Annotated in this window: 21 protein-coding genes, 3 tRNA genes and 2 pseudogenes; 14 read left to right on the top strand and 12 right to left on the bottom strand. The window is 76.3% G+C overall.

The annotated features are described in order from the left end of the window. The 3 genes from GC089_RS04335 (at window position 1) to GC089_RS04345 (ending at window position 3,425) form a co-directional block, all read left to right on the top strand. The gene (locus GC089_RS04335) at window positions 1-945 is read left to right on the top strand and encodes a polyprenyl synthetase family protein (protein ID WP_370514103.1); all 945 of its coding nucleotides are present in this window, start codon (window positions 1-3) and stop codon (window positions 943-945) included. Window positions 946-958: 13 nt separating this feature from the next. Next, window positions 959-1,717 carry a PP2C family serine/threonine-protein phosphatase gene (locus GC089_RS04340; RefSeq protein WP_155376620.1) on the top strand — a complete coding sequence of 253 codons (759 nt, stop codon included), beginning with the start codon at window positions 959-961 and terminating at the stop codon, window positions 1,715-1,717. A gap of 118 nt (window positions 1,718-1,835) precedes the next feature. After that, window positions 1,836-3,425, top strand: coding sequence for an FHA domain-containing protein (locus GC089_RS04345; protein WP_196250820.1), 1,590 nt, complete (start codon window positions 1,836-1,838; stop codon window positions 3,423-3,425). 107 nt (window positions 3,426-3,532) lie between these two features. On the opposite strand, the gene rarD is transcribed toward GC089_RS04345, so the two are convergent. Beyond that, on the bottom strand, window positions 3,533-4,507 hold the full coding sequence (gene rarD, locus GC089_RS04350) for an EamA family transporter RarD (protein WP_155376622.1): 975 nt from the start codon (window positions 4,505-4,507) through the stop codon (window positions 3,533-3,535). Between the two features lie 265 nt (window positions 4,508-4,772). On the opposite strand from rarD, the gene GC089_RS04355 reads away from it, so the two are divergent. Both GC089_RS04355 and htpX read left to right on the top strand, forming a co-directional pair. Next, window positions 4,773-6,158 carry an FAD-dependent oxidoreductase gene (locus GC089_RS04355; protein ID WP_155376623.1) on the top strand — a complete coding sequence of 462 codons (1,386 nt, stop codon included), beginning with the start codon at window positions 4,773-4,775 and terminating at the stop codon, window positions 6,156-6,158. 234 nt (window positions 6,159-6,392) lie between these two features. Then, window positions 6,393-7,274 (top strand): zinc metalloprotease HtpX, encoded by an 882-nt coding sequence (gene htpX / locus GC089_RS04360; protein ID WP_155376624.1) that lies wholly within the window; start codon window positions 6,393-6,395, stop codon window positions 7,272-7,274. Between the two features lie 12 nt (window positions 7,275-7,286). Here htpX and GC089_RS04365 read toward each other — a convergent pair whose 3' ends face one another. Then, window positions 7,287-8,315, bottom strand: coding sequence for an endonuclease/exonuclease/phosphatase family protein (locus GC089_RS04365; protein ID WP_155376625.1), 1,029 nt, complete (start codon window positions 8,313-8,315; stop codon window positions 7,287-7,289). A 120-nt stretch (window positions 8,316-8,435) separates the two neighbouring features. After that, window positions 8,436-8,933: a YajQ family cyclic di-GMP-binding protein gene (locus GC089_RS04370; RefSeq protein WP_155376626.1), complete on the bottom strand. Its 498-nt coding sequence runs from the start codon at window positions 8,931-8,933 to the stop codon at window positions 8,436-8,438. 200 nt (window positions 8,934-9,133) lie between these two features. Between GC089_RS04370 and GC089_RS04375 the strand changes: the two genes are divergently transcribed. Beyond that, window positions 9,134-9,215, top strand: a tRNA-Tyr gene (locus GC089_RS04375). 84 nt (window positions 9,216-9,299) lie between these two features. Here the strand turns inward: GC089_RS04375 and GC089_RS04380 are convergent. After that, the gene (locus GC089_RS04380) at window positions 9,300-9,743 is read right to left on the bottom strand and encodes a hypothetical protein (RefSeq protein WP_155376627.1); all 444 of its coding nucleotides are present in this window, start codon (window positions 9,741-9,743) and stop codon (window positions 9,300-9,302) included. Window positions 9,744-10,002: 259 nt separating this feature from the next. Between GC089_RS04380 and GC089_RS04385 the strand changes: the two genes are divergently transcribed. The 5 genes from GC089_RS04385 (at window position 10,003) to GC089_RS04405 (ending at window position 11,379) form a co-directional block, all read left to right on the top strand. Then, a tRNA-Thr gene (locus tag GC089_RS04385) sits at window positions 10,003-10,075 on the top strand. Between the two features lie 55 nt (window positions 10,076-10,130). Next, a tRNA-Met gene (locus GC089_RS04390) sits at window positions 10,131-10,207 on the top strand. Window positions 10,208-10,301: 94 nt separating this feature from the next. Next, complete coding sequence (gene rpmG, locus GC089_RS04395) at window positions 10,302-10,472, top strand: 50S ribosomal protein L33 (protein WP_013117912.1); 171 nt, start codon at window positions 10,302-10,304, stop codon at window positions 10,470-10,472. A gap of 29 nt (window positions 10,473-10,501) precedes the next feature. After that, window positions 10,502-10,954, top strand: coding sequence for a MaoC family dehydratase N-terminal domain-containing protein (locus tag GC089_RS04400; protein ID WP_155376628.1), 453 nt, complete (start codon window positions 10,502-10,504; stop codon window positions 10,952-10,954). After that, entirely contained in the window at window positions 10,951-11,379 is a 429-nt protein-coding gene (locus GC089_RS04405) for a MaoC family dehydratase (protein WP_155376629.1), read from the top strand. The genes GC089_RS04400 and GC089_RS04405 overlap by 4 nt, the downstream gene beginning before the upstream one ends. 11 nt (window positions 11,380-11,390) lie before the next feature. Here GC089_RS04405 and GC089_RS04410 read toward each other — a convergent pair whose 3' ends face one another. Continuing rightward, window positions 11,391-12,452 (bottom strand): LacI family DNA-binding transcriptional regulator, encoded by a 1,062-nt coding sequence (locus GC089_RS04410; RefSeq protein ID WP_155378932.1) that lies wholly within the window; start codon window positions 12,450-12,452, stop codon window positions 11,391-11,393. 267 nt (window positions 12,453-12,719) lie between these two features. Here GC089_RS04410 and GC089_RS04415 point away from each other — a divergent pair, with 267 nt between their 5' ends. From GC089_RS04415 to GC089_RS04425, 3 genes and pseudogenes are all read left to right on the top strand, one after another. Beyond that, on the top strand, window positions 12,720-14,033 hold the full coding sequence (locus GC089_RS04415; RefSeq protein ID WP_155376630.1) for a sugar MFS transporter: 1,314 nt from the start codon (window positions 12,720-12,722) through the stop codon (window positions 14,031-14,033). A gap of 104 nt (window positions 14,034-14,137) precedes the next feature. Continuing rightward, window positions 14,138-15,222: pseudogene (locus GC089_RS04420) on the top strand (UDP-N-acetylmuramate dehydrogenase). 179 nt (window positions 15,223-15,401) lie between these two features. Beyond that, window positions 15,402-17,246 carry an alpha/beta hydrolase gene (locus tag GC089_RS04425; RefSeq protein ID WP_196250821.1) on the top strand — a complete coding sequence of 615 codons (1,845 nt, stop codon included), beginning with the start codon at window positions 15,402-15,404 and terminating at the stop codon, window positions 17,244-17,246. Window positions 17,247-17,272: 26 nt separating this feature from the next. Here the strand turns inward: GC089_RS04425 and GC089_RS18850 are convergent. The 7 genes and pseudogenes from GC089_RS18850 to GC089_RS04460 all read right to left on the bottom strand — a co-directional run. Further along, window positions 17,273-18,283 (bottom strand): annotated as a pseudogene (locus GC089_RS18850) (adenosine deaminase); the annotation flags it as partial. A 41-nt stretch (window positions 18,284-18,324) separates the two neighbouring features. Next, on the bottom strand, window positions 18,325-18,996 hold the full coding sequence (locus tag GC089_RS04435) for a response regulator transcription factor (protein WP_155376633.1): 672 nt from the start codon (window positions 18,994-18,996) through the stop codon (window positions 18,325-18,327). Beyond that, the gene (locus GC089_RS04440; RefSeq protein ID WP_155376634.1) at window positions 18,993-20,540 is read right to left on the bottom strand and encodes a cell wall metabolism sensor histidine kinase WalK; all 1,548 of its coding nucleotides are present in this window, start codon (window positions 20,538-20,540) and stop codon (window positions 18,993-18,995) included. The genes GC089_RS04435 and GC089_RS04440 overlap by 4 nt, the downstream gene beginning before the upstream one ends. Window positions 20,541-20,633: 93 nt before the next feature. Beyond that, a complete protein-coding gene (locus tag GC089_RS04445; RefSeq protein WP_155376635.1) occupies window positions 20,634-21,266 on the bottom strand; it encodes a response regulator transcription factor in 633 nt (210 codons plus the stop codon). After that, window positions 21,263-22,543: a sensor histidine kinase gene (locus tag GC089_RS04450; RefSeq protein WP_155376636.1), complete on the bottom strand. Its 1,281-nt coding sequence runs from the start codon at window positions 22,541-22,543 to the stop codon at window positions 21,263-21,265. The genes GC089_RS04445 and GC089_RS04450 overlap by 4 nt, the downstream gene beginning before the upstream one ends. 79 nt (window positions 22,544-22,622) lie before the next feature. Then, window positions 22,623-23,501: an ABC transporter permease gene (locus GC089_RS04455; protein ID WP_155376637.1), complete on the bottom strand. Its 879-nt coding sequence runs from the start codon at window positions 23,499-23,501 to the stop codon at window positions 22,623-22,625. Continuing rightward, window positions 23,498-24,403, bottom strand: coding sequence for an ABC transporter ATP-binding protein (locus GC089_RS04460; protein ID WP_155376638.1), 906 nt, complete (start codon window positions 24,401-24,403; stop codon window positions 23,498-23,500). Before GC089_RS04460 ends, GC089_RS04455 begins: the two co-directional genes overlap by 4 nt. Window positions 24,404-24,488: the final 85 nt, after the last annotated feature.

Raw genomic sequence — 24,488 nt, forward strand, 5'->3', positions numbered from 1 at the left:
ATGGCCCTGGTCGAGGAGCTGCTGCGCGACTCCGTCACGTCGACCGACCCGATCGCCGACCTCGCGTCCCGGCACCTGGTCAACGCGGGGGGCAAGCGGCTGCGGCCGCTGCTCACGCTGCTGACGGCCGAGCTCGGTCACGCGGACCGGCGCGAGGTCGTCGACGCCGCCGCGGTCGTCGAGCTCACGCACCTGGCGACGCTCTACCACGACGACGTCATGGACTCGGCGCCGGTGCGCCGCGGTGCCCCGTCGGCGCACGAGGTCTGGGGCAACTCGGTGGCCATCCTCACCGGGGACCTGCTCTTCGCCCGCGCCTCGTCGCTCGTGTCGGGGCTGGGGCCGGAGGCCGTGCGCATCCAGGCCGCGACGTTCGAGCGGCTCTGCCTCGGGCAGCTGCACGAGACGGTCGGGCCGCGCCCGGACGAGGACCCGGTCGAGCACTACCTGCAGGTGCTCTCCGACAAGACCGCGTCGCTCATCGCGACGTCGGCCCGGTTCGGGGCGATGTTCGCGGGCTGCTCGGCGGAGGTGGTCCGCACCGTCACGCGCTTCGGCGAGACGATCGGCGTCGCGTTCCAGCTCGCCGACGACGTCATCGACCTGACCTCGGACGGCACGGTGACGGGCAAGACGCCCGGCACGGACCTGCGCGAGGGCGTCCCGACCATGCCGGCGCTGCTGCTGCGCGCCCGGGCCGCGGCGCCCGACGCGACGGACGCCGACCGCGGTGCGCTGGCGCTGCTGGACGCCGACCTGTCGGACGACGACGCGCTGGCCGCGGCGGTCGCCGCACTGCGGGCGCACGACGTGGTGACCCGGACCCGCGCCCGCGCCGTCGAGCTCGCGCACCAGGCGGTCGCCGAGCTCGAGCCGCTGCCCGCCGGTCCCGTCAAGGAGGCGCTCGTGGCGTTCGCCGAGGCCCTCGTCGACCGCGCCTCGTGAACCGGAAGGCGTGATGGGAGCGGGCGTCGAGCTGCGGTCCGCGGTCGCCACCGACCGTGCCGCGCGGGACACGAACGAGGACAGCGCCTGGGCGTCCGACGGCCTGTACGTCGTCGCGGACGGCATGGGCGGCCACGAGGCGGGCGAGGTCGCCTCGCGGGTGGCGATCGAGGCGGTGAGCGTCCTCGCGGGCGCCGAGCCGACCGTCGAGGACGCCGCCGACGTGCTGCGCGAGGCGCACCGGCGGGTCCGCGAGCTGCGTTCCGGCGGGGACCGGCGTCCGGGCACGACCCTCACCGGGGTCGCGGTGACGAGCCGTGACGGCGAGCCGTGCTGGCTGGTGCTCAACGTCGGCGACTCGCGCACCTACCGCATGGTGGGCGGCGTCCTCGAGCAGCTCACGCACGACCACTCGGAGGTCGCGGAGCTGGTCGCCGAGGGTCTGCTCGCGGTCGAGGACGCCCAGCACCACCCCCGCCGGCACGTGGTGACCCGCGTGCTGGGCGGCGGCTCGTCGACCGTCGAGCCCGACCTGTGGCTGTTCCCCGTGAGTCCCGGCGACCGCATGGTCGTGTGCTCCGACGGCCTGACGGACGTGCTGCCCGACCTGCGGGTCCAGGCGGTCCTGCGGGCCGAGCCCGACGCGCGGGACGCCGCGGAGCGCCTCGTGCGCGAGGCGCTCGCCGCGGGCGCCCAGGACAACGTGACGGTCGTCGTCGTGGACGCGCTCACGGTGACCCGCACCGAGGACGCGGGAGGCCCGGCGCGATGACCGGGCGTGCCGCCGCGGGGGCGTCGTCGTGAGCACGCGTGCCGCCGCCCCCCGCTGCGCGTCGTGCGGCATGCCGCTGGCGCCGGAGGCGGTCTCGTGCGCCGTCTGCGGTGCGCGGGTGCCCCTCATCGCGCGTCCCGACGCCGTCCGCGACCGTCGCGACCGCACCGCGCGCAGCGTCGCGGCGGACCCCGCCGCGGTCGCCGTCCCCGCCGACGGGCCGGCACCGGTGCCGTTCGGCCCGGCGGTGCGGCGGCGCACGGTCGACGCACCGCCCCCGCCACCTCCGCCGTCGCTCGCGCGGCGCGTGCTGGCGCAGGTCACGGACCTGGGGGTGCTGCTCGTCGGCGTGGGTGCGGCAGCGGGCGCCGCAGCGGTCGTGGGCGCGCCGCCCCTCACGGCCGCGGCGGTCACCGCGGTCCTCGTTCTGGTCGGTCAGGTGGTGGCCGAGGGCTTCCTCGGCGCGACCGCGGGTGCCGCGGCGCTCGGCCTGCGGACCGTGGCCGACGGCAGCGGCGGACTCCCCGGGCCCGGACGGGCGCTCGTGCGGCAGCTGGTCCTCGCGGCCGGGTCCGTGCTGCCCGTCGTCGGCACCGTGCTGGTCGCGGCCTCCGCCGCGCAGGACGCCGGTCCGGACCGGCGCGGGTGGCACGACCGCGCGTCCGGGACGCGCGTCGTCGACGCGGCGACGCCGGCGCACGCCCGCACGCGGCGGCGCCCGGCCGAGCGTCCGCCGGCGCCCGGGCCGCACCCGACCGCCCCGACCACGCCCGGCGCGCCCGGGGTGGGGGGCGCGGTGCCGTCCCCGCGGCAGCCGGGCGGCGGTGCGGTGCCGCCCTCGGCCCCGACCACCGTCGCGCTGGGGGCGCCCGACGTCACCGCGTCGGCCGCCGGCGTCGGTGCGGCTCCCGGTGCCGGCGACGCCGGGGCGTGGCACGGCAGCGCGAGCGCCGACGGCGTCGAGGTCCGGGAGCGCGACGTCACCCCGGCGCCGTTCCCGCCCGCGCCGCCGCCCGCCTCGCCGGAGCCGATCGCGGCCCCCTCCGGACCGCGGCCGTTCCCCGCCTCCTCCGCACCGCCCGTCGTGCCCGCGCCCGTCGCACCGCCGCCCACGCCCGTCGCACCGCCGCCCGCGCCCGTCCCGCCCGGCGGGCTCGGGGCCGCGCCCCCCTTCGGGGACACCGGTGACCGCACCGACCCGGGCCCAGACCCGGGCACGGACCCGGGCACAGACCCGCGCGCCGTCTCGGGCACCGGCCCGACCCCGGGCCCGGCCGCGGCGACGGCGCTGCACGACGAGCTCGTGGAGCTCGAGCACACGCGCGTGCGCGACCTCGCCCAGCTGCGGCGGCGCTCGACCACCCTCGCGCTGCAGCTGGACACCGGTCCGCGCGTGCGGGTGGTCGGTCGGGGACTCGTGGGACGTGGGCCGCGCGCGGAGGACGGTGCGGACATCCTGCACGTCGTGACCGTGGACGACCCGTCGCGCTCGGTCTCGCGCGTGCACCTCGAGTTCGGCCCGCAGCCCGCGGACGGGCCGGACGACGCGGCGGCCGTGTGGGTGCTCGACCGCGGCTCCACCAACGGCAGCGTCGTCGTGGCGCCCGGCGGTGAGGCGCGCGTGCTGCCGCCCGGCACCCGCGCGGTCGTGCGGGCCGGCTGGTCCGTGCGCATCGGCGAGCGCGTCGTGCAGGTCGAGGACGCCTGACCGCCCCGGGCCGGCAGCGGCGGTGCGCCCGTGAGGGCGGGAGCCGCCGTGCGGCCCGACGGCGACCGGTGCCCGGACCGCGCCCCCGCTGTCGCGCGGGGTGCGCCTCAGCGGGCCGGGGCGGTGCCCTGCTCGTCCTCGGCGACCGCCGGCGCCTGCCGTGCCGCCGCCCGCGACGCCAGACGGGCGACGCGGGCCGCGCGCAGGCCGTCCGCGGTGAGCACGACGAGCGCGAGCCAGACGAGGCCGAACCCCCACCAGCGCGCCGGCGGCATCTCCTCGCCGGCCACCAGCACGCCGATCGCGAGCTGGAGCACCGGAGCCAGGTACTGCAGCATGCCGACGACCGACAGCGGCAGCCGGCGCGCCGCGGAGTTGAACAGCAGCAGCGGCACGGCCGTCAGCACACCGGAGCCCGCGAGCCCGAGCGCGTGCCACGCGCCGTGCGCGCCCCAGGCGCCGGCACCGGCGGCGTGCAGCCACCCGAGGTAGCCGACGGCGACGGGGACGAGCACGGCCGTCTCCGCGGCCAGCCCCGGCAGGGCGGGGACGCGCGCGCCCACGCTGCTCTTGATGAGCCCGTAGACGCCGAAGCTGCCGGCGAGCGTGAGCGCGATCCAGGGGAGCCGGCCGAGACCGGCGGTGATGACGACGACGGCGGCGAGCCCGAGGCCGAGCGCGACCCACTGGACGCGCCGCAGCCGCTCACCGAGCACGAGCACCGCGAGGCCGACCGTCACGAGCGGGTTGATGAAGTAGCCGAGCGCGGCGTCGACGACGTGCCCGGTGGTGACGCCGTGCACGAACACCAGCCAGTTCACCGCGAGGAGCACCGCGGCGAGCGTGAGCCGCGCGAGCATGCGCCCGTCGCGCAGCAGGGCGGTGAAGGTGCCCCACGTGCGGGTCAGCAGCAGGAGCACGACGCAGAACAGCAGCGACCACACGACGCGGTGGGCGATGATCTCGACCGGCCCCGCGGGCGCGAGCAGCGGGAAGTAGAGCGGCAGGCCGCCCCACAGGACGTACGCGCCGACCCCGGCGGCGAGGCCGGCCTTGCGGTCGGGTGCGGAGGCGTCGGGCACAGGCCACTGTAGGCGCGGTTCCCGGCGGCACCGGCACCGGGAGGTTCGGCACGACCCTGACCTGCGGCTTCACAGGTTGTCCGCATGGTGGGCTGTCCGTATCGTGGAGTGGACGTGAGGGTGTCCTCACCTCAGCGCCTAGACTGAGGGGCGAGCAGCGCCCTCGCACCGACCGTCGCGCACGCCGACGCGCAGGCCCTCCGGGCCGGCGCCGCCCGGCCGCGGCCGGGCGGCGAGGGCTCCCCGACGGAAGGCAGCCCGACCCGTGAGCACCCCGACCCTGCGTGTCGCGATCGTCGGCGCGGGACCGGCCGGCATCTACGCGGCCGACATCCTCTCGAAGACCGACCTCGACGTGAGCATCGACCTGTTCGAGCGCCTGCCCGCGCCGTTCGGCCTGGTCCGCTACGGCGTCGCCCCCGACCACCCGCGGATCAAGCAGATCATCGTCGCGCTGCACAAGGTGCTGGAGCGCGGGGACATCCGCCTGGTCGCGAACGTCGACTACGGCACGGACCTCAAGCTCGACGACCTGCGCCAGTTCTACGACGCCGTCATCTTCTCGACCGGCTCGATCCGCGACGCGGCGCTGCCGATCCCCGGCATCGACCTCGACGGGTCGTACGGCGCGGCGGACTTCGTCTCCTGGTACGACGGCCACCCGGACGTCCCGCGCACCTGGCCGTTGCAGGCGGAGCAGGTCGCCGTGCTCGGCGCCGGCAACGTCGCGCTGGACGTCGCGCGCATCCTCGCGAAGCACGCCGACGACCTGCTGCCGACCGAGGTGCCGGCGAACGTCTACGAGATCCTCAAGGCGAACCCCGTCACCGACGTCCACGTCTTCGCCCGCCGCGGTCCGGCGCAGGCCAAGTTCTCCCCGCTCGAGCTGCGCGAGCTCGGCCACGTGCCGGACGTCGACGTGATCGTCTACGACGAGGACTTCGACTTCGACGAGGGCTCGGAGGCGGCGATCCGCTCGAGCAACCAGACCAAGCAGGTCGTCAAGACGCTGACCGACTGGACCCTGAGGGACCCGTCCGAGAACACCGCCTCGCGTCGCATCCACCTGCACTTCCTGCACAAGCCGGTCGAGGTGCTGGGCGAGGACGGCAAGGTCGTCGGCCTGCGCACGGAGCGCACGGCGCTCACCGGCGACGGGAACGTCACCGGGACGGGCCAGACGTTCGACTGGCCCGTCCAGGCGGTCTACCGGGCCGTCGGCTACTTCGGCTCGCCCCTGGTCGACATCCCGTTCGACGACGTCGCGGGCGTCATCCCCAACCGCGAGGGCCGCGTGGTCGACGTCGACGGGGAGCACCTGCCCGGCATCTACGCCACCGGCTGGATCAAGCGCGGCCCCGTGGGCCTGATCGGCCACACCAAGTCCGACGCGTCGGAGACGATCCGCCACCTCGGCGAGGACGTCGCGGCGGCCGGCGAGGCCTTCTACACGGCGACCGAGCGCGACCCGGAGGCCGTGCTGGAGTTCCTGCGCGCCCGCGGTGCCGAGCCGATCGACTGGTCCGGCTGGGAGCTGCTGGACGCGTACGAGAAGTCCCTCGGCGAGCCCCACGGGCGCGAGCGCGTCAAGCTCGTGCCCCGCGAGGAGATGGTCGCGATCTCCCTCGGCAGGTCGCGGCCGACGGCCTGACGCAGCCTCGTCGGGACGGGCCCCGCACGCCACCGCGTGCGGGGCCCGTCCGCGTCGGGGCGTCCGCCCGGACGGGTGGTCCCGCCCGCTCCGGGACCGTCGGACGCGCACGGCCGGCGTCGCGGTGTGCACGCTGGGGCCGGGACGCCCGGCGCGTGGGGAACGCGGGCACGTCGCGGGACGTTCAGCGGGCGAGACACGCGGCCGCCCCGGACGGGGCGGGGGAGGACGGACATGGGTCACCGGCACTACAACGGGCTGAAGACGGCGGCGCTGTTCGGCGCCATGTGGGCGGTGCTGCTCGGCATCGGGTACCTGCTCGGCGGCGGACGGCCCGGGTTCCTCCTGCTCTTCGCCGGCATCGGCCTCGCCACCACCGCCTACAGCTACTGGAACTCCGACAAGATCGCGATCCGCGCCATGCGTGCGCGTCCCGTGAGCGAGATCGAGCAGCCGGCGATGTACCGGATCGTCCGCGAGCTCTCCACGGCGGCGCGTCAGCCCATGCCGCGGCTGTACGTGTCGCCGACCATGGCGCCGAACGCCTTCGCGACGGGTCGCAACCCGCAGAACGCCGCGGTGTGCTGCACGGAGGGCATCCTGCAGGTGCTCGACGAGCGCGAGCTGCGCGGTGTGCTCGGCCACGAGCTCATGCACGTGTACAACCGCGACATCCTCACGTCGTCCGTCGCGGCGGCCATCGCGGGCGTCATCACGTCGCTGGCCCAGTTCGCGCTGTTCTTCGGCGGCGGCGACCGCCGTGGGGGTGGCAACCCGCTCGCGGGCCTGCTGCTCGCGCTCCTGGCGCCCCTGGCCGCGACCCTGATCCAGCTCGCCATCAGCCGCACCCGCGAGTACGACGCGGACGAGGACGGCTCCGCCCTCACGGGGGACCCGCTCGCGCTCGCGTCCGCGCTGCGCAAGCTCGAGCGGGGCACGCAGGCCCGTCCGCTGCCCCAGGAGCGCGAGCTCGTCGACGTGTCGCACCTGATGATCGCCAACCCGTTCCGCGGCGGCGGCCTGGGGCGCATGTTCGCCACGCACCCCCCGATGGCGGACCGCATCGCCCGGCTCGAGGCCCTGGCGGGCGGTCGGGGCGGCCTGACGCGGTCCTGACGCCGGTACGCGTCACGGCGCCGGCGCCCACCGGAACGCCACCCGCACGAGCCCGTGGTCGCCGGACCCGTCGGCGCGGTGGTCCGCCGCGTCGAGGTGGTCGTTCGCGACCGACAGGCCGTCGAACAGCCACCGCCGCCGGCGGCTGTTGTCATACAGCTGCTCGCTGACCAGCACGTGGTCGAGGGACTCGCGCAGGTCCTCGTGCACGTGCGTGTAGTAGACGTCCCGGGTGTCCCGGTACTCCTGCAGGGTCTGCGCCGTGTACAGGCCGGTGTCGGTGCCGCCGACGGAGTCGCCGACGAGGTAGCGCGGCTGCCCGGTGAGGATGTCGAGCGTGTTGCTGTGCTGGCCGTCGTTGACGTCGCCCAGGACGAGCACCGGCGTCGACGTGCCTCGCAGGACGTCCGTCAGCAGCACGCGCAGCGCGGTCGCCTCCGCCGTGCGGCGGATCGTCGACAGCGCCGCGCCGAGCGCGGTGGCGTGCGGGCGGTACGTCTGCGGGTCGGCGGTGAACCAGTCCTCGCGGTCGACCCGTGTCGGCAGCTTCGACTTCAGGTGGGTGACGAACACCTGGGTCGCGGGGCCGTCGTCGCGCAGCGCCGCGGCGAAGCGCAGGACGGGGCGGGAGAACCGGTCGATCCGCACGTCGACCTCGGGTGCCTGGGGGTCGTGCTCGCCGGCGGCCCGGAGCCGGACGGCCGGGGGGAACGCCTCCACCCACTCCGGCTCGCCGCGCAGCAGCCCGGTGCGCACGAGCGCGGCGCACGTGATCCGGTGGCCGTCCGCCGGTGTCGCGAGCACGTCGTAGTCGTCGTCGAGGTCCGCCTCGGCCAGCACGTCGGCGAGGGCGTCGCGGTGCCAGAGCTCCTGCAGGCCGACGACGTCGGCGTCCAGCCGGCGCAGCCGCTCCGCGAGCCAGCGCACCTTGCGGCGGTACTCCGCGGGTGCCCACGGCGCCTGCCCGCGGTGCATCGCGCGCCCCGGCAGCTGGAGGTTGTACAGGTTGACGGTCGCGACGCTGAAGCGCTGGTGGTCCATGGGTCCCCCCCGGGCGGCCCGCGCCCGTCGCGGGCCTCACCGGGTAGGGGCGCGCCGAGGCGGCCGCGATACGCGCGACCGCGCGGTGCCGTGGGCCACGCGGCCCACGGCACCGGCACGTCAGCGGTAGTTCACGAACTGCAGCGCCGCGTCGACGTCGGCGCCCTTCATGAGGGCGATGACGGCCTGCAGGTCGTCGCGGCTCTTCGCGGACACGCGCAGCTCGTCGCCCTGGATCTGCGTCTTGACGCCCTTGGGGCCCTCGTCGCGGACGAGCTTCGCGAGCTTCTTGGCGACCTCGCTGCTCAGGCCCTCCTTGATGCTCGCCGCCAGGCGGTACTCCTTGCCCGACGGCTTCGGCTCCCCGTCCCCGGTGTCGAGGGACTTCAGCGAGATGTTGCGCTTGATGAGCTTGGACTGGAAGACGTCGAGGACGGCGAGGACGCGCTCGGCCGAGTTGGCGACCATGAGGATGCTCTCGCCGCTCCACGAGATCGAGGCGCCCACGCCCTTGAAGTCGTACCGCTGCGCGATCTCCTTCGCGGCCTGGTTCAGGGCGTTGTCGACCTCCTGCCGGTCGACCTTGCTGACGACGTCGAACGACGACTCGCTCGCCATGCTGCTCCCTCCCGGCGCGCACCTGGCGGCGGCGCCTCGTACGGACGTGCCCGGGCCGCCGCGACCACCTCCACGGCCGGGGGCGGCGGACGGTGGCGCGAGCGGTCTCGCGGACTTGCTATCCTTCCATCCGCACGCCGCTCACGCGGACGGCGGGCAGGCTCCGGCCTGGCCGTGATCCGGTGGTGCGGTGTCCCCTTGGCGGGTTACCCGAGTGGCCAAAGGGGGCTGACTGTAAATCAGCTGGCATCGCCTACGGGGGTTCGAATCCCTCACCCGCCACGTGACGAAGGGTCTCCTCGCAGCCGCGCGAGGAGGCCCTTCGGCGTTGTCGGGCGCGGACGGTGGCGGCCCACGCCCGGACGGTCAGTCGCAGGTGTAGGCGCCGCTGGTGATCATGACGGTCGCCCCCTCGTACCGGGTGTCGAAGACGCCGGCGTCCTCCTCGGACGCGAACGCCAGTCCGACCGCCGTCGGGTCCGCGTAGCCGGTGAGTCCGGCGATCTTCTCGCCCGCGCCCTCCTGGCACTGCGGGTCCCACGCCTGCGCGTCGTAGCCGAGCTCGCCGAGCCGGGAGACCTCCTCCTCGAGGGCGCCCTCGCTGCCGGTCTCCGCGACGGCGGTCCAGACCACCCACAGGTCGCCGTCCGCCTCCGCGGGTGCGACGGCCTCGGGCCAGTCGGCGGTCGAGGGGTCGACGCCCTCGTCGCCGCCGGAGCAGGCGGCGAGCCCCAGCGCGAGAGCGAGGGCCAGGGGCGTGCCGACGAGGGCCGGGCGGCGCGAGGAGGGGCGCGGGACGCGGGCTGACACGCGGGCTGACACGCGGGCCGACACGGCGCGGCGCGGCGGGAGGAGGGGGCGCATGCGGCGGATCGTGGCACGCGGCCGACGCGCCGAGGTACGAGCCGAAAGGTTTAGGGCGCGTGGCCCCGGGGCGTCGCCCGACGTCCTCTCCCCGGCGCGGGCGTGCACGCGGTCGCGGTCGGCGCGGCCCCGGCGAGGGCGACGGCGGGTTGTGACGGGGCCGATTTCACCGCCGGGCCCGTGCCCGTGTACTCTGGTCCGCGCTGCCCCGATAGCTCAGTCGGCAGAGCGTCTCCATGGTAAGGAGAAGGTCAAGGGTTCGATTCCCTTTCGGGGCTCTGTGGTGTGTCACGGGTCGGTCGCCCTCGGGCGGCCGACCCGGACCGCCGCTGTGGCGGGATAGCTCAGGTGGTTAGAGCACACGGCTCATAATCGTGGTGTCGCGGGTTCGAATCCCGCTCCCGCTACCACGTCCGGCGAACATCCGTAGCAGCAGCGCGTGTCGGCCGGCGGCGCGCCAGGAGAAGAACGCAGCCCCCGCGGGGCGCGAGAGGTGACACAGACATGGCCAGCAAGAGCGCGGACGTCCGCCCGAAGATCACGCTCGCCTGCACGGAGTGCAAGGAGCGGAACTACATCACGAAGAAGAACCGTCGGAACAACCCCGACCGGCTCGAGATGAAGAAGTTCTGCCCGCGTGACAACAAGCACACGGTGCACCGCGAGACCCGCTGACGCGGTCGCGCACCGAGCCGACGCCTGACGTGGCCGTCGACACCACCTTCGCCGGGCGGGTCTACCCGCCCGGCGACGTGTATGTGGTCTCCCGCGAGAAGATCCGCGAGTTCGCCGAGGCCACCGGGGCGACGCACCCCGCGCACACCGACGTCGCGTCCGCCCGCGCACTGGGGCACCCGGACGTCGTGGCGCCGCCGACCTTCGCGGTCGTGATCGCCCAGCGCACCGAGGCGCAGTACGTGGACGACCCCGCGTCGGGCATCGACTTCAGCCGCGTCGTGCACGCGGACGAGCGGTTCACGCACCACCGGCCGCTGCACGCGGGCGACCGCGTCGTGACGACGCTGCACGTCGACGCCGTCACGCTGCGCGGCGGCCTCGCCATGGTGACCACGCGCTGCGAGATCGCCGACGAGTCCGGGGCCGCCGTCGCGACGGTCGTCTCGACGCTCGCCGTGCGCCCCGAGGAGGACGCGTGAGCCCGCGCCCCGTGCTCGCCGACCTCGCCGTCGGCCAGGAGCTGGCGCGCCGCACGGTCCCCGTCGACCGGGACCGCCTGGTCCGGTACGCCGGTGCGAGCGGCGACTTCAACCCGATCCACTGGAACGAGCGCGTCGCGACCTCGGTCGGCCTGCCCGGGGTCATCGCGCACGGCATGTGGACGATGGGCGCGGCCGTGGCGGTCGTCGTCGACTGGGCGGGCGACCCCGCCGCCGTCGTCGACTACCAGACGCGGTTCACGCGTCCCGTCCCGGTGCCCGACCCGGGGGAGGCCCGGGTCGAGGTCGTGGCCGCCGTGGGGGCGCTCGACGCCGAGGCGGGTACGGTCCGCGTCGACCTCACCGTGACGGTCGAGGGCGCGCGCGTGCTCGGCAAGGCGCAGGCCGTCGTGCGCCTGGCCTGACGGCCGCGTCGTCAGGCAGGCGGCGGACCGGTCGTCGTCCCGACGCGCAGCGACACCGGCAGGACGCGGTCCTCGGGCTCGCGGCCGGCGAGCAGGTCCGCGACGGCGTCACCGATCGCGGCGCCCTTGTCCGCGAGGGGCTGGCTGACGCTCGTCAGCACGTCGGGGGCCAGCCAGGGCAGGTCGAGACCGTCGAACCCCGCGACCGACACGTCCTGCGGGACGCGCAGCCCGAGCTCGCGCGCGGCGAGGACGACGCCGGACGCCAGCAGGTCCGACTGGCAGATCACCGCGGTGGGCCGGTCGGGGCGGGACAGCAGCGCCCGCCCGGCGGCCGCCCCGTGCTCGACGAGCGAGGCCGGGGTCTCCCAGATGACCTCGGGACGGACCCCGGTGTCGGTCACGCCGCGCAGGCGCCGGCGGGTGATCTCCCAGGGGATGCACGCCAGGCGCGCCTCGTCGGCCGCGCCCTCGACGCGGTCGCGGTCGAACGGCAGCGTCACGGTCGCGATGCGGGTGTGCCCGAGGTCGACCACGTGGCGCGTGAGCTCGGCCATGCCCCCGCGGTCGTCGATGCCGACCGCCGCCACGTCGGGCTGCGGCGTGCCCTCGACCAGCACGATCGGGATGCCCCGGTTGCGCAGCGTCTCGAGGACGGGGTCGTCGGTCGTGCCGCCCCACATCTGGACGGCGACGTCCATGGCCGCGCTGCCCAGCAGCGGGTCGACGGCGGGCTGCGCGGCGTCGTGCGGGCCCGGCACGAGCAGGACACCGAGCCCGAGCGGACCGAGGCGCGTGACGAGGCCGTCGAGCACCTGGATCGTCACGGGGTCGCGGAACGCGCGGCGCAGCGCGTCGCCCATGACGACGCCGACGATGCCGGACCGCCCGCTGCGCAGCTGGCGCCCGAGCGGGTTCGGGCCGGCGTAGCCGAGGGTCCGGGCCGCCTCGAGCACGCGCGCGCGTGTGCGCTCGGCGATGGGGCCGGACCCGGAGAAGGCGAGCGAGGCGGTCGACACCGAGACCCCCGCGGCGGCGGCGACGTCGGCGAGGGTCGTGCGCTGGGCGGGCAGTGTCGGCACCTTTCGTGAGCCGGCGTGTACCGCCGGTCGCGGGGGTCGTCGTCCCCGTCCGGCGGTGTTTGACGACGCGAGCAGCGTACCCGCAGAATGACCGCCATCCCCCGGAACCGAGCGGCGTCCTCGTCCGCCTCGTTCGAATCGATTCGACCCGAGATCGGGAGCCCGCGTGCGACTCGTCGTCCCGCCCCTCGCGCGCCGCGCCACCGCGTGCGCGCCCGCCGCCCGCACGCCTCGCCCGTCCCCGCGAGGGGGAGCGCTGTGACGGCGTCGCGCGAGGCGGCACGCACCGTCCGCGACACCGCCCCGCGCGAGGTCCGCCTCGCGTCCGCCGCGGTGTTCACCGTCTTCCTCCTGGCCGGGTGGAACTTCGCCAGCTGGGCGTCCCGGCTGCCCGCCGTGCGCGACGCGCTCGACCTCACGCCCGACCGGATGGGTCTGCTGCTGCTCGTCGGCTCGTTCGGGTCGCTGCTCGCGCTGCCCCTGTCGGGGGTCGTCGTCGAGCGGCTCGGTGCACGCCGGACCGTGCTCGGCTTCGGCGTGCTCAACGCGCTGGGGTACGGCGTCGCGTGCGTCGGCGTCGCCACGGGCGAGGTCGTGGTCGTGGGCGTCGGCCTCGTGCTGGCCGGTGTGGGCACGGGCGTCTGGGACGCGTCGATGAACCTCGAGGGGGCCGTCGTCGAGCAGCGGCTCGGCCGCACCGTGATGCCGCGCTACCACGCCGGGTTCTCGTTCGGGACCATGGCCGCGTCCGGCGCCGCCGCGGTCGTCGCCGGGCTGCACGTCCCCGTCGAGGTGCACCTGCCGGTCGCCGTGGCCCTGTCGAGCGTCGTGCTCGCCGTCGCCGTCCGCGCCTTCCTGGTCGACGAGGCCGCCGACGCCCCTGCTGCCGGCACCGCGTCCGCAGGCGGCACCGCCCCGGGCGGTGCCCGCCGTGCCCTCGGCGCCTGGCTGGAGCCCCGCACGCTGCTCGTCGGCCTGGTCGTGCTCGCCGCCGCGCTCACCGAGGGGGCCGCGAACGACTGGGTCAGCCTCGCCGTCGTCGACGGCTTCGACACCGGGCACGCGGTCGGCGCGGTGGGCTTCGGGCTGTTCGTCACCGCGATGACGGCCATGCGCCTGCTCGGCACCCGCCTGCTCGACCGGTACGGCCGCGTGACGGTGCTGCGCCTGTGCGCGGCCCTCGCGTTCGCCGGGCTCCTCGTGTTCGGGCTCGCCGACCAGCTGTGGCTCGCGCTCGTCGGCGTCGTCGCGTGGGGCGCCGGTGCGGCGCTCGGCTTCCCGGTCGGCATGAGCGCGGCCGCGGACGACCCGCTGCGCGCCGCGCAGCGCGTCGCGGTGGTGTCGACGATCGGCTACTCCGCGTTCCTCGCGGGCCCGCCGCTGCTCGGCCTGCTCGCGGACCGCGTGGGCTACCAGCCCGCGCTGCTCGCGATCCTCGTGCCCGTGGCGCTGGGGCTGCTCGTCACCAGCGCCGCGCGGCCGCTGCACCGGCCCGCGGACGCCAACGACGTACCGGCCACCGCGGGCCCGGCGACGGGCCCCACGTCCGTCGCCCCGGGCGACGTGGCCTGACGGCGACGTAGCCTGGCGGGGTGGAGCTCGACACCTGCGCCCTGCCCGGCCCCGCGCCGGAGCCGGCCGACGCCCCCGTCCCGACGCACGCCGGGACGCCCGCCCTGGCGGACCTGACCACGTTCCGCGTGGGCGGTCCCGCCGCGCGCTACGTCGAGACCACGAGCGAGCAGGAGCTCGTCGCCGCCGTGCGCGCCGCCGACGAGGCGGGTGAGCCCCTGCTCGTGCTGGGCGGCGGCTCGAACGTCCTCGTGGCCGACGCGGGGTTCGCGGGCGTCGTCGTGCGCGACGTGCGCGGCGGGGTCGAGGTGCCCGACGCGTCCGCGTGCGCGGGCGTGACGCTCACCGTCCCGGCGGGGACCGTGTGGGACGACGTCGTCGCGTACGCCGTGTCCGAGGAGCTGGTCGGCGTCGAGGCCCTGTCCGGCATCCCGGGGTCCACCGGCGCGACGCCCGTGCAGAACGTCGGCGCCTACGGCCAGGAGGTGTCGCGCACGATCTCGCAGGTGCGCGTGTGGGACCGCGGCCGCGGGCGCGTGCGCACCCTCCCGTGGGTCACGCTGGCGTTCGGCTACCGCACGTCGCTGCTCAAGCGCTCGCTGCGCCCGTCCGCGGACGACCCGCAGGCCCCGTGGGGGCCGACGCCCCGCTACGTCGTGCTCGACGTGACGTTCCAGCTGCGCGCCGGCTCCCTCTCGGCACCGGTCGAGTACCCCGAGCTCGCACGGGCCCTCGACGTCGCGGTGGGGGAGCGCGCCCCGCTGGCGGACGTGCGCGCCGCCGTCCTGGCGCTGCGGGCGCGCAAGGGCATGGTCCTCGACGCACCGGACCACGACACGTGGAGCGCCGGCTCGTTCTTCACCAACCCCGTGCTCACGGCGTCGCAGGCCGAGCTGCTGCCCCCGAGGCGCCGCGCTGGCCGCTGCCGGACGGTGCGGTGAAGACGAGCGCGGCGTGGCTGATCGAGCACGCGGGCTACGGGCGCGGGTACGGCGCGCCCGGTCCCGCGACGCTCTCGACCAAGCACACCCTCGCGCTGACGAACCGCGGCGACGCGCGCGCGAGCGACCTCGTGCGGCTCGCCGGCGAGCTGCGCGACGGCGTGCGCGACCGCTTCGGCGTCGTGCTCGAGCCCGAGCCGGTGCTGGTCGGCGTCGAGCTCGGCGCCCCCGCGGGCGCCGGACGGTAGCGCGCCGCCTCGCGCGGGACAACCGCCTCGCGACGGGGCCGCACCTCCGTCCCCGGGCCGTTCCGGCCCGAGCCCGCGCGCGCCAGGCTGGCCGTGCGCCGACGGCCGGCAGCGGAGCACGGCGGGCGCCGTCCAGGGGGACCCACATGACCAGACGACCGTCACGGCACGCGCTTGCCGTGACCGCTGCCCTCGCCTGCCTCGCGACCGCCGCGAGCACGCTCACCGCCACCGGAGCCGCGGCCGCCACCGCGGACCGCGCCGCCACCGAGGACGCGGCCGCCCAGGGCCTGCTCGGCCAGGGACGCGCGGACGACCTGCTGCGTCGCCTCGAGGCCGCCCGCGTCGACCGTGTCCCGACGCCGGACCCGGGCTGGGCGGACTGCAGCGCGGCCTTCGGCGCCGGCGCGGAGTGCGGCAGCGTCGCGCTGCCGCTCGACTACGACCGCCCGCAGCGCGGCACCGCCGACGTGGCGCTGCTGCGGATCCGGGCCACGGACCCCGCGCAGCGCGTCGGGTCGCTCTTCGTGAACCCCGGCGGCCCGGGTGGCTCCGGCGTCGAGCTGGCCGCCGCCGCCGACCAGCTGTTCTCGCCCGAGCTGCGGGCGCGGTTCGACGTCGTGGGGTTCGACCCGCGCGGCACGAACTACTCCACCCACGTGCAGTGCTTCCGCGACGCGCAGGCGCAGGCCGAGGCGCTCGCGGGCCTGCAGCCGGTGGCGCCGGAGGGGCCGGAGGAGACGGCGGCGCAGATCCGGGCGGCCACCGCGCTGGCGCGCGCCTGCTCGACGACCGGGGCACCGGTGTCGGCGTCGATGTCGACGGCCCAGGTCGCCCGTGACCTCGACGTCCTGCGCCGCGCCGTGGGCGACGAGCGCCTCAGCTACCTCGGCTTCTCGTACGGCAGCTACCTGGGAGCCGTCTACGCGAGCATGTTCCCGGACCGGTTCCGGGCGCTCGCGGTCGACGGCGTCGTCGACCCGGACGCGTTCCGCGGCACGGTCCGGACGGCGCACGTGCCGACGTTCGTGCGCACCGGCTCCCCGCAGGCGAGCGACGCCGCGCGCGACGAGCTCCTCGCCCGGTGCGCGGCGGCCGGGCCGCAGCGGTGCCTGATCGCGGGGCTCGGCGACCCGGCGACGGTGTACCGGTCGGTCGTCGACGCGTCCCGGACGACGCCGGTGCCGGTCACCGACCCGTGGACCGGCGCGGAGCTGTCCGTCGGGTACGACGAGCTGGTCTCGGTCGTGCTGTCGGTGCTCTACGCGCCGAACGCGCCCGCGGTCGTCGACGTGCTCGTCTGGGCGGTGCACCACCTGCAGCAGCCGCCGACGCAGGAGAACGCCGCCGTGCGTGCGCAGGCGCGCGAGGTCCTCGACCTGCTGGTCGCCCAGCTGTTCGGCCCGGCGCCGGACGAGGACGCCGAGCGCGCCAAGGCCGAGACGTTCGGCCGGCCCTGGCCGCCGTACCCGAGCGGCCTCGAGGCAGCGACGGCGGTCCTGTGCACCGACGGCCTGCACCCCCTGCGCGTCCGTGACGTCGTCGGCGCGGCGGAGCGCATCGAGCGGCAGGCCCCCGACTTCGGCGCGAGCTGGGCGTGGCCGTCCGCGCCGTGCGCGCTGACCGCGTGGACCGCGCGCGACGAGGACGCCTGGGTCGGCGGCTTCTCCCCGCGCACGGCCGCGCCCGTGCTCGTCGTCGGCAACACGTGGGACCCCGCGACGCCGTACGGCGGCGCGGTGGCGCTCAGCCGGAAGCTGCCGAACAGCCGGCTGCTCTCGTCCGACTCGTGGGGGCACACGGCCTACGGCACCTCGGCGTGCGCGACGGGCGCGATCGACCGCTACCTGGTGGCCGGCGAGCTCCCCGCGCCGGGTGCTGCGTGCGTCGGTGACGACCAGCCGTTCCCCGAGCCGGCGGGCGACACGGCGCGCTCCTTCTCGTCCCGGCCGGCCGTGCCCGAGGTCACGCCGCGACCCGCGACGCCGCCGCTGCCGACCGTGCCGGAGGTGCTGACGGACTGACCGCGGTCCGCGTCCGCCGGGTCGTCGGCGAGCCACGCGTCCACCCCGGCGAGCAGCCGGGCGCGCGTGGCCGCCGACGCCCGGCTCGCGCGGATCGACGCCCGCGCCAGGTCGGCCAGCGCCGCGTCGTCGAACCCGTGCACGTCACGGGCGATGCGGTACTGGTCGACCAGGCGCGAGCGGAACAGCAGCGGGTCGTCGGCGCCGAGCGCGACCGTGGCGCCGGCGTCGACGAGCGTGCGCAGGGGCACGTCCCGCGGGGTGGGGTAGACGCCCAGGGACACGTTGGACGCCGGGCAGACCTCGAGCGCGACCCCGGAGTCGACGACGCGGGCCAGCACGCGCGGGTCCTCCCCGCTGCGCACGCCGTGCCCCAGGCGGTCGGGGCGCAGGTGGTCCAGCACGTCCTCGACGTGCGCCGGACCCAGCAGCTCGCCCCCGTGCGGGACGCGCACGAGGCCCGCGCGGTGCGCGATGGCGAACGCCGGCGCGAACTCCGCGGTGTCCCCACGGCGCTCGTCGTTGGACAGGCCGAATCCGACCACCTCGCCGGGTCCGTCGCCCGCGTGCCGCGCGGCGAGCCGGGCGAGGGCGCGCGCGTCGAGGGGGTGCCGCGTCCGGGACGCCGCGACCACCACACCCACCTCGACGCCGGTCGCGGCGGCGGCGCGGCGTGCCTCGTCGAGGACGATCTCCAGCGCCGGGGTCAGGCCGCCCACGAACGGGGCGTACGACGTCGGGTCCACCTGGATCTCCAGCCGGCCCGAGCCCTCCGCCGCGTCGTCCGCGACCGCCTCGGCGACGACGCGCCGCATGTCGTCCTCGCCGCGCACGCACGCGCGGGCCGCGTCGTACAGCCGCTGGAAGCGGAACCACCCGCGCTCGTCGGCGGGCACCACGAGGGGGTCGGCGTCCAGCAGCACGTGGGGCAGGCGGATGCCGTGGCGGTCGGCCAGCTCGGCGAGCGTGCGCACGCGCATCGAGCCCGTGAAGTGCAGGTGCAGGTGCGCCTTCGGGAGCCGGGCGAGGTCACGCATCCGCGTCAGTGTGCCAGGGGTGCGCGCGGCCCGCCCGGCGGTCAGGCCGACGCGTCGACCAGCCGGTACCCCACGCCGCGGATCGTGTCGAAGTGCTCCGCGCCGAGCTTGCGCCGCAGGTAGCGCACGTACACGTCGACCACGTTGGAGCCGGGGTCGAAGTCGTACCCCCACACCTCGGACAGCAGCCGCTCGCGCGTGAGCACGTCACCCGGGTTGCGCATGAACGTCTCGGCGAGCGCGAACTCGCGCGCCGACAGGTCCACCTCGGTGTCGTCCACGCGCATGCGCCGGGTGCGCAGGTCCAGCTGCAGGCGGCCGTGCACCAGCACGTTCCCCCGGGCGGACTGGGCGGGCGCGCGCAGCCGCAGCCGCACGCGCGCCAGCAGCTCCTCGAACCGGAACGGCTTGGCCATGTAGTCGTCGGCCCCCGACTCCAGCCCCGTCACGGTGTCGGTGACGGACGAGCGTGCCGTCAGCACGATGACCGGGAGCTCGTACCCCTCGTCGCGCAGCATGCGCAGCACGTCGAAGCCGTCCATGTCGCCCAGGCCCAGGTCCAGCACGAGCAGGTCGACGCCCCCGCGCTCGACCCGCTCGAGCGCGGCCTCGCCGCTGGGCACGGTCGTCGCGTCGAAGCCGTGGGCGCGCAGGCCCTTGGCGACGAAGGCGGCGATCCGCTCCTCGTCCTCGGCGATGAGGATGTGGGTCATCGGTGCGGCTCCACGAGGTCGTAGGACACGTCGGACGCGCCGTCGACGAGGCCGACGGCGGGCAGGTCGAGGACGAAGACGACGCCCGGCCCGGCGCCGGGGGGAGGGTGCTCGAGGACCACGCGCCCGTCGTGCGCGGCGGCGATCGCGGCGACGATCGGCAGGCCGAGCCCCGCGCCGTGCTGCACCCGGTCGGCGCGCCCGCGGTGGAAGCGCTCGAAGATGCGCTCCTCCTCCTCGGGCGGCACGCCGGGCCCCTCGTCGCGCACCCACAGCAGCAGCCGGCCGCCGGCGACCTCGCTGCCCAGGCGCACGGTGGAGCCGGGCGCGGAGAACCGGACGGCGTTCGCGAGCAGCTGGAGCCACGCCTGGGTGATCCGCTGCGCGTCGAGCCGCACCGTGACGTCCGCGCGCGAGACGACGACGAACCGCCGCTCGCCGAGCCCGCGGGCCTTCTCCTGCACGTCGTCCGTCAGCCGGCCCACGTCGACCGGCGCGGGGCGCACGAAGTCGGGGCGGTCGGCCGTCGCGAGGGTCACGAGGTCGTCGACGAGCCGTTGCATCCGGTCGAGCTCGTCGAGCGCGAGGGCCTGCGTGCCGCGCACGTCGGTCTCGTCGGACGGGTCGAGCAGCTCCAGGTGACCGCGCACGATCGTCAGCGGCGTGCGCAGCTCGTGCCCGACGTCGTCGAGCAACTCGCGCTGGGAGCCGAACGCGCGCTCGAGCCGGTCGAGCATGGCGTTGACGGAGCCGGCGAGGTCTGCGAGGTCGTCCGTGCCCCGCACGGCGATGCGCTCGGACAGGTCGGACTCGGTCACGCGGCGCACCGTGTCGCGCAGCTCGCGCACGGGCCGCAGCATGCGTCCCACGACGAACCACGCGACGACCGAGACGACGGCGAGCGCGAACAGCCCCACCAGGGAGTACGTGAGCACGACCCGCCGCACGTCCGCGGTGACGGCGGTGCGGTCGAACGCGACGACGAACAGCCCCACGTCGGCCGGCTCCGCCGCGATCCGCACGGGCACCGCGACCAGGCGGTACTCGGTGACCTCCGTGCGGACGGTCTGCGGCGCCGCGTCGGCGGCCGTCTCGTGGGCGTGCGCGCGCAACCACGCCATGAGCCCGGCGTCGGTGTCGAGCCGCACCGCCCCCGTCTCGTCGGCGGGACGCCAGCGCAGCTCGCCGTTCTCGAGTGCGAGCACGCCCTCGTGCTCGCCGGGCAGGCGCGCCTCGACGGCCTTGCGCAGCAGCCGGTCGAGCGACGTCCACGGGACGCGCACGTCCTCGTCGTCCGGGCTCGGCTCACCGGCCTCGAGCGCCCGCAGCGCGCCGACGGCGCGGGTGAGGGAGTCGTCCATGCGGGCGTCGGCGTCCCGCAGCTGCAGCGCGAGTCCCGTCGCGCCCGCGACCGCCAGCGCCGTCGCCGTCAGGGCGACGACCGCGGCGAGCAGGCGCGCCCGGACGGTGACGCCCGCGCGCGGCGGCCGCGACCCCTGCGGGTCGACGGCCGAGCCGTGGCCGGGACCCGCCGTGCTCGCCATGGCGCCCAGTATGGTCGGGTGTCCGACAGTGGGTGAAGGTCGTCCCGGTTCGTCCCGCCCCTCGTCACCCGTGCGGTCGGGCGGCGGGCGCACTCAGGCCCCGGGGAGGATCCCGCGCTCGATCGCGACCGTGACGGCGCGCGTGCGGTCGTCCACCCCGAGCTTGGCGAACGCGCGCAGCAGGTGCGTCTTGACGGTCGCCTCCGTGATGAACAGCTCGCGCCCGATGGCGGCGTTCGACAGCCCGCGCGCGACGCCCGCCAGGACCTCGCGCTCGCGCGGCGTGAGGCGCTCGCCGGTGTCGCCGCGCACCTGCTGGACGAGCCGGCGTGCGACCGACGGCGACAGCGCGGACTCCCCGCGGGCCGCGGCGCGCACGCCCGCGACGAGCTGCTCACGGGGCGTGTCCTTGAGCAGGTACCCCGTCGCACCTGCCTCCACGGCGCGCAGGATGTCGGTGTCGGTCTCGTAGGTCGTCAGCACGAGCACGCGCACCCCGGGCAGCGTCGCGACGATGCGCGCCGTGGCGTCGGCACCGTCCGTCCGCGGCATGCGCAGGTCCATGAGGACGAGGTCCGGGCGCAGCGACGTCGCCAGGGCGACCGCCTCCTCGCCGTCCCCGGCCTCGCCGACGACCTCGACGTCGGGCTCCAGCGCGAGCAGGCCCGAGAGCCCGGAGCGCACGACGGGGTGGTCGTCGGCGACGAGGACGCGGACGGTGCTCACTGCTGCTCCTGCGGGTGCGGGGGGTGGACGGCGGTGGTCGTCGCCGGGAGGTCCTCCGGCGGGGCGGGCACGCGCAGACGCACGCGGGTGCCCGCCCCCGGCGTGCCGGTCACGTCCAGCGCACCGCCGGCGGCGTCCACGCGGGCGCGCATGCCCCGCAGGCCGTTGCCCTCGGCCGTCCCCGGCGCCAGGCCCGCGCCGTCGTCGACGACCTCGAGCACGACGTCGTCGCCCGTGCGGGCCAGGCGCAGCGTGACGGCGGACGCCCCGGCGTGCTTGCGGACGTTCGCGAGCGCCTCCTGCGCCGCGCGCAGCAGCACGACCTGCTGCTCGCGCCCGATGCCGTCGTCCGTCACGTCCTCGACGTGCACGCGCACCCCGGTCTCCTCCCCGAACCGCTGGGCGAGCCGGCGCACCGCGGCGGCCAGCCCGCCGTCGTCGAGCCCGGGCGGGGCGAACGCCGCGACGAGCGCGCGCGCCTCCGCCAGGTTGTCCCGCGCGACGTCCTCGATGTGGCCGAGCCGGGTGCGGGCCTGGGCCGCCCGGCCGTGGTCCAGCTCCGCCGACGCCGCCTGCGCGAGCATGACGACCGAGGTGAAGCCCTGCGCGAGCGTGTCGTGGATCTCCCCGGCGAGCCGCGCCCGCTCCGCGAGCACGCCGGCCGCGTGGTGCGACGCCGCGAGCTCGTCCTGCGCGGCGCGCAGCTCCTCGAGCAGGTACGCGCGCTCCTCGCTCTGCTCCGCGACCTGCGTGATCCACAGGCCCAGGACGATCGCGAACACGAGCGCGACCGCGGACTGGCCCGCGATCTCCGCCAGGCCCGCGCCGTCGGGCCGCAGCCGGGTGGCCCCCGACACCGTGACGCCGACGGTCAGCGCGACGCTCCACAGCACGCCCGCCACGCGGCGGCGGCTGAAGAACCAGATGTGGGAGTACGCGACGAACAGCAGCACGCTGCCGATGCCGCCCAGCCCGACCTGGACGACGAGCACGACCACGAGGACGGCGAGGTAGGCGTCGGCCCGGCGCGCGTCGCCGCGCAGCGCGGCCCCGCGCCCCAGGACGACGTAGGCGACCACGAGCACGGCGACGTGGACGAGCGCGAGGACCGTGCGGCCGGTCGGCATGGGGTCGACCACGACGGCGACGCTGTACACGCCGACCATGGCGACGAAGAACAGGTCCCACGTGCGCAGGGTGCGCAGCCAGAAGCCGTGCCGGTCGACGCCCTCGTCCTCGGACGCGTCCGCGGCCGGCGGGGGAGCGGAGGCGCTCATGACGCGACCCTCTCACGCCGCGGCCGGCCGCCGCCGGGAGCACCCGGCGGACGACCGGCCACGCGCGTCGCCCCTGCGCTCACCCGTCGTCCCGGCGCCGCCAGCGGAACGTCCGGACCCCGACGAGCAGCCCGGCGACGAGCCAGGCGGCCAGCACCGCCGCCGTCAGCCCGTGCTGCCACGAGCCCGACGGCTCCAGCACCTGGGCCTCGTCCGGCAGGAACACCGAGCGCATGCCCTGCACCAGCCACTTGAGCGGGAACAGGCCCGCGACCTGCTGCATCCACGACGGCAGCTCGTCGAACCGGAAGAACACGCCCGAGATGAACTGCAGCACGAGCACGACCGGCGTCACCACCGCGGTCACGGACCGGCCCGAGCGCGGCACGGACGAGAACGCGACGCCGCACACCGCGCCCGCGGCGCCACCGAGCACCGCCACCCAGGCGAACGTCCACCAGCGCGCCGCGTCGTCGGGCAGCGGGACGTCGAAGACGAGCGCGGCCACGAGCAGCAGCAGGGCCGTCTGCGCACCCGTCGTCACGAGCACCTGCCCGGTCTTGCCGAGGAAGTACCCCGCCGCGGGCAGCGGCGTGGCCCGCAGCCGCTTGAGCGTCCCGTCGTCCCGCTCGACCGCCACGGAGATCGCGAGCGTCTGGAAGCTCGACAGCATCACCCCGGTGGCGACCATGCCGGGCAGGAAGTACTGCGGGAACGTCACCCCGGAGCCGGCGAGGACCTCGTCGTCCCGCCCGAAGACGGTCGCGAAGATCGCCAGCATCAGCACGGGGTAGAGGAAGACGAACACGACCGCGTCGCGCTCGCGGGTGAAGGCGCGCACCTCCCACGCCGTGCGGGCGAGGGCGAGGCGCAGCAGGCCGGGCAGGCGGGGTGCGGGCGTGCCCGCGGGGCGCGGGCTGCCGTGGGCGCGGTCGCGCACGGGGGCGGTGGCGGTCATCGGGACACCTCCAGGACGTCGGCGGGGGCGGGGGCAGCGGCGCCGAGCGTCGGCACCTCGCCGATGAGCTCGAGGTAGACGTCCTCGAGAGAGGGGCGCAGCACCTGCAGCCCCGGCACCTCCCCGAACCGCTCGGCGAGGCGCGCGACGAGCGCGGTCGGGGTGTCGGTGGCCTCCTCGTGGACGACGCCGTCGGCGGTCCAGCGCACGCGCGCCCGGCGGGCGGTGCGTCCGCCCAGGTCCGCGGGCGGCCCCTCCGCGACGACGCGACCGCCGGCGACCACGACCACCCGGTCGGCGAGCCGCTCGGCCTCGTCCAGGTAGTGCGTCGTCAGCAGGATGGTCGTGCCCTCGTCGCGCAGCCGCTCGACCAGCTCCCAGAACTCCAGGCGCGCCTGCGGGTCGAACCCGGTCGTCGGCTCGTCGAGGAACAGCAGCTCGGGGTCGCCGACGACGCCGAGCGCCACGTCCAGGCGCCGCCGCTGCCCGCCGGAGAGCTGCCGCGCGCGCGTGCCGGCCTTCTCGCGCAGGCCGACGGCGTCGATGACCTCCTCGGGGTCGCGCGGCGCGGGGTAGAACGTCGCGACGTGGTGGACGAACTCGCGCACCGTCGCCTCCGCGAGGTCCTCGGTGGACTGCAGGACGACGCCGAGGCGAGCCCGCCAAGCGCGTCCCGCGCTCGCGGGGTCCTCGCCGAGCACGCGCACGTGGCCCGCGTCGGCGCGACGGAACCCCTCGAGCGTCTCGACGGTCGTCGTCTTGCCCGCCCCGTTCGGCCCGAGCAGGGCCACGATCTCCCCGTGCTCGACGCGCAGGTCGAGCCCGTCGACGGCGCGCCTGGCGCCGTAGGTCTTCCGCAGCCCGCGCACCTCGACGGCGGGGCTGCCGGTCGTCGTCGTCATGGCACCAGCGTCGGCGGTGGGCGCCCCGCCGCGGGACGACCACCCGGCGGTGCCGCCCGTCCACCGACCGGTGGACGGGCGCGTC

The organism is Cellulomonas sp. JZ18, assembly GCF_009720485.1.
In the GTDB taxonomy this organism is placed as follows: domain Bacteria; phylum Actinomycetota; class Actinomycetes; order Actinomycetales; family Cellulomonadaceae; genus Cellulomonas.

Coding starts and splice junctions, on each gene's coding strand:
- GC089_RS04335 (WP_370514103.1), top strand. CDS start 1: ATGGCCCTGGTCGAGGAGCTGCTGCGCGACTCCGTCACGTCGACCGAC.
- GC089_RS04340 (WP_155376620.1), top strand. CDS start 959: ATGGGAGCGGGCGTCGAGCTGCGGTCCGCGGTCGCCACCGACCGTGCC.
- htpX (WP_155376624.1), top strand. CDS start 6,393: ATGGGTCACCGGCACTACAACGGGCTGAAGACGGCGGCGCTGTTCGGC.
- GC089_RS04365 (WP_155376625.1), bottom strand. CDS start 8,315: ATGGACCACCAGCGCTTCAGCGTCGCGACCGTCAACCTGTACAACCTC.
- GC089_RS04370 (WP_155376626.1), bottom strand. CDS start 8,933: ATGGCGAGCGAGTCGTCGTTCGACGTCGTCAGCAAGGTCGACCGGCAG.
- rpmG (WP_013117912.1), top strand. CDS start 10,302: ATGGCCAGCAAGAGCGCGGACGTCCGCCCGAAGATCACGCTCGCCTGC.
- GC089_RS04435 (WP_155376633.1), bottom strand. CDS start 18,996: ATGACCCACATCCTCATCGCCGAGGACGAGGAGCGGATCGCCGCCTTC.
- GC089_RS04440 (WP_155376634.1), bottom strand. CDS start 20,540: ATGGCGAGCACGGCGGGTCCCGGCCACGGCTCGGCCGTCGACCCGCAG.
- GC089_RS04450 (WP_155376636.1), bottom strand. CDS start 22,543: ATGAGCGCCTCCGCTCCCCCGCCGGCCGCGGACGCGTCCGAGGACGAG.
- GC089_RS04455 (WP_155376637.1), bottom strand. CDS start 23,501: ATGACCGCCACCGCCCCCGTGCGCGACCGCGCCCACGGCAGCCCGCGC.
- GC089_RS04460 (WP_155376638.1), bottom strand. CDS start 24,403: ATGACGACGACGACCGGCAGCCCCGCCGTCGAGGTGCGCGGGCTGCGG.